This window comes from Sulfoacidibacillus ferrooxidans (assembly GCF_022606465.1).
Taxonomy (GTDB): Bacteria; Bacillota; Bacilli; order Alicyclobacillales; family SLC66; genus Sulfoacidibacillus; species Sulfoacidibacillus ferrooxidans.
On the sequence record NZ_JALBUF010000018.1, the window covers coordinates 23424 to 35876 of the forward strand.

Below are 12453 nucleotides of genomic sequence, written 5' to 3' on the forward strand. Positions count from 1 at the left end.
AAAATGATGAATGATTTACAACAAAAGCAACTAGGTGCAACCTTATGGGGTATCGCCGATAAACTGCGTGGTGCTATGAATGCGGATGACTTCCGTGATTATATGTTGTCCTTTCTCTTCTTGCGCTATCTCTCCGATAATTATGAGGAAGCCGTAAAAAAAGAGCTTGGAAGTGATTATTTACAATGTGAAGAGGAAATAAAACAAATCGCCGTTTCAGTTAATCAATATGATGCTATTAACGCATTGAAAGAACAAATAACAAACTACTTTAATAAACAGCAATTAGAGATCAAGGTAAAAAAGACTGTAATCGAAGAACATGAGGCATTGCTGGAAAGTAAAAAGTTGACCCCTCTTGTTGTTTGGTATATTCACAATTTAGACCAAGTGGCTACGTTTGAAAAGCAAATGCGCCGTAAGGTTCATTTTGTAATTAAGCCACACTATCTCTGGAGTAATATATATGAATTGGCTCGTACACAAAACAAGTATCTTCTGAAAAACTTGCAATCAGGTTTCAAATTTATAGAAAATGAATCCTTTGATAGCACGTTTCGCGGATTATTCTCAGAGGTTAACCTTGACTCTGATAAACTTGGAAAAAATTATGAATTACGGAATGCAACGCTTTGTTCAATAATAACTGCTGTTGCAGAAGGATTATCGGAGTTCCCCAATGAAAGTGATATTTTAGGCGATGCCTATGAATACTTGATAGGGCAATTTGCAGCTGGTTCAGGTAAAAAGGCAGGTGAGTTTTATACGCCCCAGCAAATTTCAACCATCCTTTCTCGCATAGTAACTCTTGACAGCCAAGACCCTAGCTCAGGCAAAAAGAAACATCTCAAAAACGTGCTGGACTTTGCGTGTGGCTCCGGCTCGCTTCTAATTAATGTTAGAAAGCAGCTCGGTGCTAATAGTATCGGTCAGATATATGGACAGGAAAAGAATATCACAACGTATAACCTTGCTCGGATGAATATGCTTTTACATGGGCTTAAAGATTCTGAGTTTAAAATTTTCCACGGGGATTCACTGCTAAATGATTGGGATATTCTTAATGAAATGAACCCGGCAAAAAAGTTGGAATGTGATGCAGTAGTAGCCAATCCACCTTTCAGCTACCGTTGGGAGCCTAATGACACTCTGTCAGAGGATTTCCGCTTTAAAAGCTATGGCCTTGCACCTAAATCAGCGGCCGACTTTGCATTTTTACTTCATGGATTTCACTTCTTAAGTGATGAGGGAACAATGGCAATCATCTTGCCTCATGGTGTTCTGTTCCGTGGTGGAGCGGAGGAGAAAATCAGAACAAAGCTACTGAAGGATGGGAATATTGATACGATTATTGGTTTACCGGCTAACCTGTTTTTCTCAACAGGTATTCCGGTTTGTATTCTTGTGCTTAAGAAGTGCAAAAAATTTGATGACGTGCTGTTTATCAACGCAAGTGAGTACTATGACAGGGGTAAACGGCAAAATGTTCTTTTGCCGGAACATATCGATAAAATAGTCGACACATATCAATATCGAAAAGAAGATGACAAAAAGTATTCTCGCCGCGTCTCCATGGAAGAAATCAAGAAGAACGACTATAATCTGAATATATCACGATATGTGAGCACGGCTGCAGAAGAGGAAATCGTCAACCTTGCAGATGTGAAAAAGAATTTGGATGACATTGAGGATGCTATTATTAAGGCAAAGGCCAAGCATAATCAATTTTTAAAAGAGCTTGGTTTACCTGAGTTGCCATAAAACGAGGATGTTGTTTCAGGTATATCTGAAAGCCTTTATGTAATTTCATATAAATTTCGTCATTGATACCAATCTGGAAGTGTCGCGACTTTGTGAAATCAATTTAGTATGTCCATGTTTTTAACCCTTGTATCGAGTTTACTTTATTTCCGAACATTCGTTCCACATGGAATCGAAATACTCCATAACCGAATCTCCTAGTTCCTTATCGTGAATTGGAACAATTGTTGTCGGAAGTGAGCCAAAATTGTTTAAAGAAGATCCAAATAAATAACAATGATTATCACAAAACAGATATCGGTCATGTAATTTTCTAGACTTTCGAAAATCAAAATTTCCGCGTTCCCTTCGAAATCGCTTTGCTATTACTAAACTGTCACCTTGATAGTTTGAAGTGATAAGCCTAATCATCACAGAAGCGGGGATGATTTCAAACATTGAAAATACATCCTCGTTGATATAAGGGTCAATAACAAATAGTTCTTTTGTTGTTCGTTTGAACAGTCGACGTATGTGTTTATATGCGGTATAAGGACGATCATTTCCGAAAAACATCGGAGAGTTATCATCTAACCCTCCATCGAAGCTGTTAAGGTGTTCCCATTGGTCATTAAACCAAGCCTGTTCATCGACAGATAAGTCATCCCATTTAGGATTTGTAAACTCGGCATCCACTTCAACTTTGTAATATGCACGATCATCTTTCACTAAAATGGATACTTTATCCTTAACAAGATGAAAACCTAATTCCTCAATGTACATTTTTTGTATCGATTCCAGAACTTCTTCCGTAGCGTTCATGACGCTCATTCCGTGCTTATGACGTATCAGCAAATATGGAGAGCTCCTATAGGAACAAAAATAGAAACTTGAATGGCCTTTATTATCCCAGTAACTAACTTCATTCCCAATATGCAAATTCTTTTCTATGAAAATTACCTTCCGATCATTCGGGTAAATTCCATAACTGGCTCCAGAAAGCTTTGAGAGAATGTAATCTTTATTGTTCGGTCTAGTTAGCGATATTGAAAAAGCCCTGCATATAAGGTCAATGTTAGAAATAAGCTGTGTATTATTAAATGTTGATACAACCGGATCGTATCCGTAATAGGCACGTTGGAGTTTTTTTACTGCTTCTAAAATTTCCTTATTTAGTGATTTTAAACGATTAGCCTTAGACTTTGTCCACAGTGTTTTAAACTTTGAACCAATACGTTTCCTACGTACACTTCTAAAGTGAACTTCCATAGTATTTCACCTCTGTTTATAGAAATCGAATTCTTCGTATTTTATGTACAATATTTATAAAATTTTGTCAATGTTACAATGGTGACTGTATACTCTTTATTATAGCAGTAACATTTATAATAAGGAATTCTTAATTAAGTAAAGGAATGTAGTGTACCCCAACTGTCCTCTCATGGGGTGTCCGTATTCTTGGGTTCACTATAAAAAGTCGTAAGGGGAGTTTATTTGGTGAGACGAGCTAAATAATGGAGATATTCATAGTGTTCAGGATAGTGGTAGAATCAAAATGGTAGCATGAGCTTTCGGTTAAATTGTCCTCAAAAATAAATATCATAAAGGGATGGCGGCATTAGCTCAACGGTAGAGCTAGCAGAGCGTGGGTCAGCGGTTTCAATCCGTTGTTCTTCACCGTATAGAAAGAATATTTAAAAATATTTGTGTAAGTAACAATTGTTTTGAATGTCGCTAGGTGGTACTATGGGGAGAGAGGTTCGTTGGGTTGTGGAATCTGTAGAGCTAGTATATACGATAGGTTTAAATTTGTATTAATTAAAAATATAAAGAAGGGATGGATGGTGATTATGAAAGACGAAGAAGTTGAATTGAGATGCGCAAAGGCTGGTGTGTCTATCCAACAACAGCAAGATGGAGAGTTTCGAATTATGTTTCCTGCTAAAGCCTATCCCCCAGACGGCGGGTATTCAGTAATTGCCTATTCATCTAAAGAAATTGCATGGAGCGATTTATTCTCAAAGGTAAAGAAAGGAATGAATTTTTCACAGATTAGAAACAGCACAAAATAACACTAATTTGTATAAATATATAATAAAAATATGTGAGTAATGTTCACACTATGCTTATCCATTAAGTGAAATGTTCACAGTGTCGAAAGAAAACACCACACGTGGTCGAAGCTACAGGGGGATAGACGGTCATGGCGATTATACAGCAACAGGGTATTGTCAGATGTGTGGTCATCGCCCCCATTCGGATGGCTTAGTTATTTGCAGTTAGACGTAAAGGAATTATTAAACTGATAACAATAGTTGATTTTAGACGGTCAATACTTTGCTTATGCCCAAGCATTGTCTTGGTTGTTTGCTTTTTCGACCAGTACGTGCCCTGCAATCCCGGCAAGAGTTCCTAATAATGCTGTCGGGTTATCTTCCTTGATGGCAGTGTACAAAGAAAGAGCTGCAACCGTTCCAAACAACAGATGACCCCAATATCGCTCAGTCTGCTTGTCCATTTGTTGGTTCCCCCTTTCCCTCGGTATATAGCTCATACCATGCTATACCAAGTAATACAGCGAGAATAAACAGCAGATAGATATTCGGAAGAATTTTACCTATTTCCAAATTTTAAATAATTCTCCACGTGACTCCACCCTTTTCCGCCAATTCATCCTGAGTCAATTTGGCCGCGATTCGAGCTTCACGTAGCTTCGGAATTGGTTTCTCTACCGCACCGTTCTTTGCTTGTCCCTCCCACTATCGCTATTCTAGCATAAATTCAGATAATAATACGCAAAATCAATTTCTCGTTTTTACTCGGACACACCATCAAGTGGGCATGGTACAATTCTTTAAGAGATAAATTTGTCGGTATTTATCGGGAGGCCACACCAGTTGCTCAATACTCAAGACCCTATTTTTCAAAAACTTCACGGAGCCGTTTACACCAATCCCGAAGTAGTAAATTTGATACTCGATCTTGTTGGATATACGCCTCACAAACCACTTCACATTCAACGTCTTCTCGACCCTTCCGCAGGAGACGGAGCCTTTTTAGTTCAAGCTGTATCAAGACTACTATCATCTTACAAATTGCACACCGGAAGCATTGAAGGAGCTTCTATAGCCTTGTCTTCTTGCGTTCGCGGAATTGAAATAAATCCTGACGCTCAAAGAATGTGCAGAATAAATCTAACCACCGTTATGATGAATCATGGTCTGTCACTGATGGAGATTACTCAATTACTAGATAAATGGCTGATATGTGAGGACTTTTTACTCTGGAACAGGGACTTATTGTTTCACGATGATTGTGAGCATTCTAGGTTTGAATATGTAATTGGAAATCCTCCATATGTCCGGCAAGAACTCATCCCAGATGAGAAAATGAGCCTCTATAGGTCACTGTATTCAACTATTTATGATCGAGCAGACTTGTATGTTCCATTCATTCAGCACAGCTTAGAACTTCTAAATGCGAACGGAGCACTATCGTTTATTTGTGCCGACCGCTTTATGCGGAACCGTTATGGGAAACGTCTGAGAGAGTTTATTGTCTCGAATTATCAACTCAAATACATCATTGATGTACACAAGACAAGCCCCTTCGCAGACGACGTATCAGCTTATCCCGCTATTTTTGTAATTTCCGATACTGATAGTGATGAATCAGTTCATGTACTTTCTATGGAAAAAGTTGATGAAGGTTCCTGTGACAAGGCTCGAAGAATTTTGCTTAATGGTGAAAAACCGTCCAACAACGATGAAATTGCATCTCATCAATTCCAACACTGGGTGACTGGCGATGCGCCCTGGATTCTTGAATCATCTGACCATCATCGGGTCTTGCGAAAAATGGAAGAAGCTCATCCTCTAATCGAGGATGACACACACGGCATAAAAATAGGTATTGGTGTAGCAACAGGTGCCGACCGAGTATATATCGTTAATCCTGAAGCACAAAAACTCGACATTGAGTTAGAATTACTTGTTCCTATTGTGACTACACGCGACATTACTAGTGGAGAGATACGATGGGGTGGCAATTACGTTATCAACCCTTTCTTGTCCGACGGCTCCCTCATTGATTTAGGCGAGTATCCAAAATTGAAGAGGTACTTTGATATACATGGAGAAATTGTAAGAGGACGAAACGTGGCAAAGAAATCAGAGAAAAAATGGTACAGAACGATAGATCGAATTTATCCAGAACTTGTTGGAACGCCGAAGCTTCTGATACCTGACGTAAAAGCAGATAACCACATCGTGAAAGATGATGGGCATTTTTACCCGCATCACAATTTGTACTATGTTTTGCCGGGTGCATGGGACATTGATGCCCTGCGTGCCGTCCTACTTTCATCAGTGGTTAGGTTTTTTATCTGGTCTTATGCAGTTAAGATGCGTGGCGATTTTTTGAGGTATCAAGCCCAATACCTGCGCCGTATACATCTTCCTGCTCTTAAATCAATAACCGATGCGCAACTTCGCACGCTTAGAAATCCTGATTTGATTGCAGATAGAGAAGGACTGGATCGAGTCGTCTCGGAGACATATGGATTGACAGCTTCGGATTTACAAGTCATACGAAAAACCGTCGTTTGAGGGGGATAGCATTGGACATCTTTATTCCATCAAAAGAAGAATTAGAGCACCGAACCAACGAAGCCATTTCATTTTTCTGGACTACTCGTACGTCGCAGCGGGATAAAAACAGCGAGGGGAACGTGCAAAATCAAGGCACGCGAGGCTCTGTCACAGGTGGAAAGCAACTCAATGGTTTTCTCAAAGTCCTACGATGGATACTTACGCAAAATGGGGTCTTGGATGAGGAAATATTCACATCAGGCAAACTGGAACTGCCGGGATTTTACCGACCTTCGAAGCAATGGGATTTGGTCGTCATCCGTAAGCAACCCTCTGGAGGAAAACGCCTAATCGCAGCCATTGAATTGAAATCACAAGTCGGCTCATTCGGTAATAATTTCAACAACCGCACCGAAGAAGCTATGGGTAGTTCATTAGACATTCTAACCGCCTACCGCGAAGGTGCGTTCGGTGATTCTGCTCCTTCGCCATGGTTGGGTTATCTGATGGTTTTAGAAGAATCATTGAAGTCTACCGTGCCCGTGCGAGTTGCAGAACCGCATTTCAAAGTATTTAATGAGTTTAGGGACACATCCTACGCAAAACGGTATGAATTGTTCTGCAAAAAGCTGTTATTGGAGCGCAACTACACAGCCGCAGCATTTTTGATGTCTAACCAAGAAGCCGCAGCCTATGGAGGGTACAGTGAACCCGCTAGTGATTTAACGATGCACAGCTTTGTGCGTTCTTTGGTTGGGCATATTATTGGTTCGTGAATCATGTCAGTCAAATGTCCCGGTACCTCTCTGGGACATTACATCCTCCACTTGATTTGAGCAAGTAAGCCTAGTACCAGTGTAGCTAGGATGGATTCCCTATGCATGTGCAATCCACCGCCACGCAAGTCTGGTAGGTGAATCGATTGGGCTGTCAAGCTGGAGTAAATACATTGACAGCCTTACCCTGTTGCTACACAGGGATATTCTGGATGGAGGTGGTCGTGACAGACAACTACCGGCACACTCGTGAAAATGAATTTACACAAAATATTTAATCCTTTTTCTCCAATTGGCTCAATCCAACTTCTAATAAATCGTTTATGAATTTTGTTTTAAACCCACGCGAATGTTTCTCTGCTACAAGTTCTAGCCGTTTAAGCAGCTCCCTTTTTATCACAAAAGTGTGTTTGCTATATAGCTCATCATACTTTACTTTTTCTAGACGAGTTCGTTCAAATTCTTCGATAGCTTCTAAAATCTCTATTCCTGGTTTTTCAACATTAGGTATTACTTCTATTGAAACGGACTTATTTAGTGATGTTTCAATATTACTATCTTCTATTTCAATCATGGGTTTCTTATCTGCTTTATTTATTACTTCATTAGAAGGAGCTATGCTTCCACCCATCAATCCTTCTATCACTTCAGATTTATGTGGGGGCACTTCTGTTCTAATCGGCATTAAACTATCAAACCGTTTGCGTTTATCAATTGTTGACACGTTTAATCAACTCCTCACAAAAATTCTTGTATTGTTGAAGAGCATCACGATCTGACCTGCTTTTTGATTGAACACCTTCAACACTAAATTCTATAACTCGACTTTTTCTACGAATGACTGTTTCAAATACGAAGTCACTGTACTCTTCTTTTACTCTTTCCATTATATAAGTCCCGATGTTTGTACGAGCATCAAGTAAACTCACTAATATACCAGCTAAACGCAAATTATGATTTACCTTATTTTGAATAGCCTGAACGATTTCTAAGTATCGTTCTAATGCATCATATGCAAATGGTTCACTTTGCATAATTACAATTGCAAAATCACTAGCGCATACACCATTAAGGGTAAGTCCACCGAGGTTTGGAGGAAGATCAATAAAAATATAATCATACTCATCTCTTACTACATCAAGTGTACTTTTCAAAACTGTCATTTGTTTCGTTTCAGGCACCTGTGTATAGATCCATTTATCAAATTGCGACAGAAAATCCTCCGCAGGTAATAAATGTAGATTATCTGTTATTTTATGAATGTACGGTTTAGGATTACCCTCTTTGCACGCCTCAAGCGATGTTTTATGTACAAAATCGTAAGGAGAACGGCGTGTTAACAACTGTGTCAAATTACCCTGAGAGTCAAAATCTACACTTAATACTTTATACCCCATCTCGCTCAAAATATGAGACGTTAACCCGGTAGTTGTAGACTTCCCTACACCACCTTTTTGAAGACCAAAACTAATTATTTTGCCCATAAACTATCACCTCATCTCTATTTTACTAGTACACTAAAATAGTGTACAGAGAGTGACCACTCCCCATGCCTAAAGGCAGGGGCTTCTCAGAACACGCATGACGCAACCGCCTACGTTACGTTCTGAAGGCTCAGTCCAAGCCAAGTCAAAATACTAGGCTAACGCACGTTTCAAGATGTTTTGTGCCGCGTTTACGTCCCGATCTTGAACATAGCCACAATAATTGCACCTGTGTACACGCTCAGACAGTTTCTTAGGGACGATTTCCCCGCAATTCGAGCAGAGTTGACTTGTGTTTTTGGGATCGACAAGTACGACACGACGACCAGCTTCTTCCGCTTTGTACGTGGTGTACTGTACGAGTTGATGCCAAGACGCATCAACGATGCTTTTAGCAAGGTGGTGATTTTTCACCATTCCTTGCACGTTCAGATGTTCAAAAGCAATGAGTCCATATCCGTTGACCAATTTTCGAGATACTTTGTGCGCATAGTCCCTACGTTGATTTGCGATATGCTCATGCAATCTCGCCAGTTCTCTGATGGCTTTGCGGCGACGAGAAGATCCCTTCTTTTTACGTGATACTGACCGTTGTTTTCTGTGCAATTTCCATTCGGATTCACGTAGGAATTTCGGGTGTTCGTAAAAATCCCCATCAGACGTAATGGCAAGATGCTTGACACCAAGGTCGATCCCAACGGTGGCATTCGACTCTGGCAAGGTATTCGGCTCCACATCGCATGACAGACTAGCGTAATACTTACCGTTTTTCACCATGACAGTACAGGTTTTGATTTTTCCTTGTGGTAGGCGATGAAGTTTTATTTTCACTTCGCCAATCTTTGAGAGTGTTAATTGATGACCATTGATCGCATAGCCGCCCTGTGGATACGTGAAAGAGTCATATCGTCCTGCTGATTTGAATCGTGGATACCCAGGTGTTTCACCTGCCTTCACACGACGAAAGAAGGCTTGAAAGGCTTTGTCAAGCCGTTTTGCCACGTCCTGCAATACTTGCGAGTGAACTTGCTTCAATGCTGGAATGTACTTTTTGCGCTCATTCAGCGTATTTGCCTGATCATAGTAGTTCAGCGTAGTCTTGTCCGTTTCATAGGCAAAACGCCGTTCGTCAAGCAAACGATTGTAGAGCAAGCGACATCGTTCTAAGGTGAACTGGATGTTCTCTTCTTGCGCTTTCGTAAGATAGAGTCTGTATTTGTACGCTTTTCGCATGATCGATCTCACCTCGATTTCTGCTCTTCGATATACTTCTTGATCACGTCCAGTTGAACAGTGCCCACCGTAGCGCCTGACGGCGAGCGCCTTATATCCCCATAGCTAAAGCAAGGGGTTTTACGGCGCATTCGATAAAACCGAGCGTACTTGCCTTGTTGTGTTGCTGGCGCTGGCTCTTGATCCGCATCGAGCATGTGCATGGGCTTGTCCACTGTTTTTTTCGCTTGCATCGTACGAAAAAAATCCCGAATCTCTTGTTGCCTGATCTCTGCAACTGTTCGTCCATCTTCAGATACCTCAAAATCGCCATGAATTGCCTCTACAGGTGTTTCTACCGTCTTGTTTGATGTTTTGTCTATCAGCGCCTTGTTGAACTCTTCTACGTGTTCACTAGATTGATTTTCGTCAATGATCTGCATGTCTCCCCAAGGTGTTGCTGTTTGGACTGCACAAGGCTCTTGTAGACACGCTGTATTACTGTTGTCGGATTCCTCCACAGACGGAGAAACGTGATCCTGCGACTGGATCCTCTGTAATGTCGCGTTCATCTCTGCATATTTATCTGGTTGAACACATACAGTCTGTTGACCTGCTTCTCTCGCTTCGGCGATGGTCAAACCTCGCTTGGCATAGGACGAACGGGAATAATTTGGTTTAGACGATGGTTTTTGTGTATAAGATGACGCACGTTGGGCATCCTGAACTTGTACAAGAGCAGGTGTCACGGCTTCATCCGCTCGTCTCTTGAGAGAGTCAACTACGGTCTCAACGTAGCGCAAGTTGCATGCGTTGTACTGTATGGCTATCTCCATGGCTTCTTGCAAGAGGTCTACACCCGCCTCTGCTAATAAGGCAGACAATTGATCTTGTGTGACGAAGGTTAATGCAGGACGAAAGTGATGCTCTGTATACACGTTCAGGATACGGACTAAATCAGGAGACTGTATAAGAGGTGCTGGGCATGATTGTCCAAGCGTGTTGTTATCGTTGCCTGAATTAGTTGGTTTTTTAAAACTATTTTCTTCACGCGCGTCATATATATCTATCTTTTTGTATGGTTCAACTACGTATGGTTCACCCTCAAAAAAAGTTCCGTCAGCCCTTGCCCCGTCTGCGATCTCGGAGGGGGGGGAGGCGGACAGTTTTGTCCCCCTCTCCCGGGCAGTTTTGTCCGCCCTCATTTTGATACCCGGACAGTTTTGTCCGCCCATGTTTTGATACCCGGACAAATTTGTCCGCCCATGTTTGACGCGGATTTTTCGCATGATTATGTCCGAATTCGATTTTTTCGGTTTCGGTAAACAACCCTTAGAGTGAACAAATCCTTCTGCTCCATATGTAAACCAATCATCGGGTATTTCTGGGTAAGCAGCATTTAATAGGATTACATTTGACGTTTGTGTTCCGTTGTCAAGATGACAAGGTATGACACGCAATATATTTTCTTGGATCAATACGCTCTTCCAACGTCGGACCGTCCGCTCATTAACGTTTAATTTTCGAGCCAAAGTATCATTTTTGGGGAAGGCCATCACTCCAGAGTTACCGCGGGTATAACTATTTAGCGTGTAATACATAGCAAAACCTTCAGAGCCGACTTTGCGCATAATCTCAAAGGACGTCTCGTCGTGCAACATCGAAAATTCCTTGTTCAGCTTGTCTTGTTTGGATTCGCCCAAACGGACTATAAATTCATCGGTCATATCGTTACCTCCGCCTATAAAATTGAAAAATATTACTCACAAACAATAATTTAACACAAAAAAATAACAGAGATTGAGCGTTTTTGAAGCAAAATAAATTTCTATATGTACCGATCCATTAAACAAATCTCTTAGTTATGATTGACTTTTTAGGGATTTAAAAATTAGTTCTGCAGCAGCGTATATGAGTTTTAGACAAACTCAAAATAGGGGTTGCAGACATGATTTTTTTTTGCTAAAATTAGAATGTAAATTTAATTGCCAGTGTGCCAGTGAATGTTTTGTATGTTAAATAGTTTCTACACGTTAGGACCGTCTGGGCTCAAACAGATGGTTCTATTTTTTTTAGGAGTTTGCATTTTTCTTTTTCTAAAATGATAGCACATGTTAGAAAAAAACTTCAACAAAAAACGGCTTTGCTCAACTGTAGTGTCGAGTGCTGCCGTTTTTTGATTGTTGTCCAATAATCCGTAGTAGGGTACAATTGACCTATACCGATTATCGGTTACAACAAAAACGTAGCTCGACTAGTTTGATAGTTGAGTATAGACGGCCCTGTATGGTGGTAACGCACCTGCAGGGTTTTGTTGTGTCTAATCCGCACATGTGTTTGATCTATGACTAAAATAGCATGTTAATAATATGATTGCAACGTTTAAATTGTATTATATTTTTTGAATAGTGTACTTATACGGTGTACTTATACGGTGTACTTATACGGTGTACTTATACGGTGTACTTATACAGTGTACTTATACAGTGTACTTATACAGTGTACTTATACAGTGTACTTATACAGTGTACTTATACAGTGTACTTATACAGTGTACTTATACAGTGTACTTATACAGTGTACTTATACAGTGTACTTATACAGTGTACTTATACAGTGTACTTATACAGTGTACTTATACAGTGTACTTAT

10 protein-coding genes are annotated in these 12453 nt (G+C 40.4%); 4 read left to right on the forward strand and 6 right to left on the reverse strand.

All coding sequences use genetic code 11. From position 1 onward, the window contains the following. Window positions 1–6 precede the first annotated feature (6 nt). Window positions 7–1761 carry a type I restriction-modification system subunit M gene (locus MM817_RS14450; protein ID WP_241716426.1) on the forward strand — a complete coding sequence of 585 codons (1755 nt, stop codon included), beginning with the start codon at window positions 7–9 and terminating at the stop codon, window positions 1759–1761. Between the two features lie 138 nt (window positions 1762–1899). Here the strand turns inward: MM817_RS14450 and MM817_RS14455 are convergent, their stop codons facing one another. After that, on the reverse strand, window positions 1900–3009 hold the full coding sequence (locus tag MM817_RS14455) for a phospholipase D family protein (RefSeq protein WP_241716428.1): 1110 nt from the start codon (window positions 3007–3009) through the stop codon (window positions 1900–1902). Window positions 3010–3590: 581 nt separating this feature from the next. Between MM817_RS14455 and MM817_RS14460 the strand changes: the two genes are divergently transcribed. Beyond that, window positions 3591–3812 carry a hypothetical protein gene (locus MM817_RS14460; RefSeq protein WP_241716430.1) on the forward strand — a complete coding sequence of 74 codons (222 nt, stop codon included), beginning with the start codon at window positions 3591–3593 and terminating at the stop codon, window positions 3810–3812. 269 nt (window positions 3813–4081) lie between these two features. Here MM817_RS14460 and MM817_RS14465 read toward each other — a convergent pair whose 3' ends face one another. After that, window positions 4082–4258, reverse strand: coding sequence for a hypothetical protein (locus MM817_RS14465; RefSeq protein WP_241716432.1), 177 nt, complete (start codon window positions 4256–4258; stop codon window positions 4082–4084). A 379-nt stretch (window positions 4259–4637) separates the two neighbouring features. On the opposite strand from MM817_RS14465, the gene MM817_RS14470 reads away from it, so the two are divergent. Both MM817_RS14470 and MM817_RS14475 read left to right on the forward strand, forming a co-directional pair. Beyond that, a complete protein-coding gene (locus tag MM817_RS14470; protein ID WP_241716434.1) occupies window positions 4638–6347 on the forward strand; it encodes an Eco57I restriction-modification methylase domain-containing protein in 1710 nt (569 codons plus the stop codon). Between the two features lie 11 nt (window positions 6348–6358). Next, window positions 6359–7105: a PaeR7I family type II restriction endonuclease gene (locus tag MM817_RS14475; protein ID WP_241716436.1), complete on the forward strand. Its 747-nt coding sequence runs from the start codon at window positions 6359–6361 to the stop codon at window positions 7103–7105. A gap of 274 nt (window positions 7106–7379) precedes the next feature. On the opposite strand, the gene MM817_RS14480 is transcribed toward MM817_RS14475, so the two are convergent. The 4 genes from MM817_RS14480 to MM817_RS14495 form a co-directional block, all read right to left on the reverse strand. Next, window positions 7380–7829, reverse strand: a complete 450-nt coding sequence (locus tag MM817_RS14480) for a hypothetical protein (protein ID WP_241716438.1) — start codon at window positions 7827–7829, stop codon at window positions 7380–7382. After that, window positions 7816–8589, reverse strand: a complete 774-nt coding sequence (locus MM817_RS14485; RefSeq protein WP_241716440.1) for a ParA family protein — start codon at window positions 8587–8589, stop codon at window positions 7816–7818. The genes MM817_RS14480 and MM817_RS14485 overlap by 14 nt, the downstream gene beginning before the upstream one ends. A 153-nt stretch (window positions 8590–8742) precedes the next feature. Next, window positions 8743–9822 (reverse strand): RNA-guided endonuclease InsQ/TnpB family protein, encoded by a 1080-nt coding sequence (locus MM817_RS14490; RefSeq protein ID WP_241716442.1) that lies wholly within the window; start codon window positions 9820–9822, stop codon window positions 8743–8745. 8 nt (window positions 9823–9830) lie between these two features. Next, window positions 9831–11528 carry a helix-turn-helix domain-containing protein gene (locus MM817_RS14495; protein ID WP_241716444.1) on the reverse strand — a complete coding sequence of 566 codons (1698 nt, stop codon included), beginning with the start codon at window positions 11526–11528 and terminating at the stop codon, window positions 9831–9833. Window positions 11529–12453 lie beyond the last annotated feature (925 nt).

Coding starts and splice junctions, on each gene's coding strand:
- MM817_RS14455 (WP_241716428.1), bottom strand. CDS start 3,009: ATGGAAGTTCACTTTAGAAGTGTACGTAGGAAACGTATTGGTTCAAAG.
- MM817_RS14450 (WP_241716426.1), top strand. CDS start 7: ATGAATGATTTACAACAAAAGCAACTAGGTGCAACCTTATGGGGTATC.
- MM817_RS14460 (WP_241716430.1), top strand. CDS start 3,591: ATGAAAGACGAAGAAGTTGAATTGAGATGCGCAAAGGCTGGTGTGTCT.
- MM817_RS14495 (WP_241716444.1), bottom strand. CDS start 11,528: ATGACCGATGAATTTATAGTCCGTTTGGGCGAATCCAAACAAGACAAG.
- MM817_RS14485 (WP_241716440.1), bottom strand. CDS start 8,589: ATGGGCAAAATAATTAGTTTTGGTCTTCAAAAAGGTGGTGTAGGGAAG.
- MM817_RS14490 (WP_241716442.1), bottom strand. CDS start 9,822: ATGCGAAAAGCGTACAAATACAGACTCTATCTTACGAAAGCGCAAGAA.
- MM817_RS14465 (WP_241716432.1), bottom strand. CDS start 4,258: ATGGACAAGCAGACTGAGCGATATTGGGGTCATCTGTTGTTTGGAACG.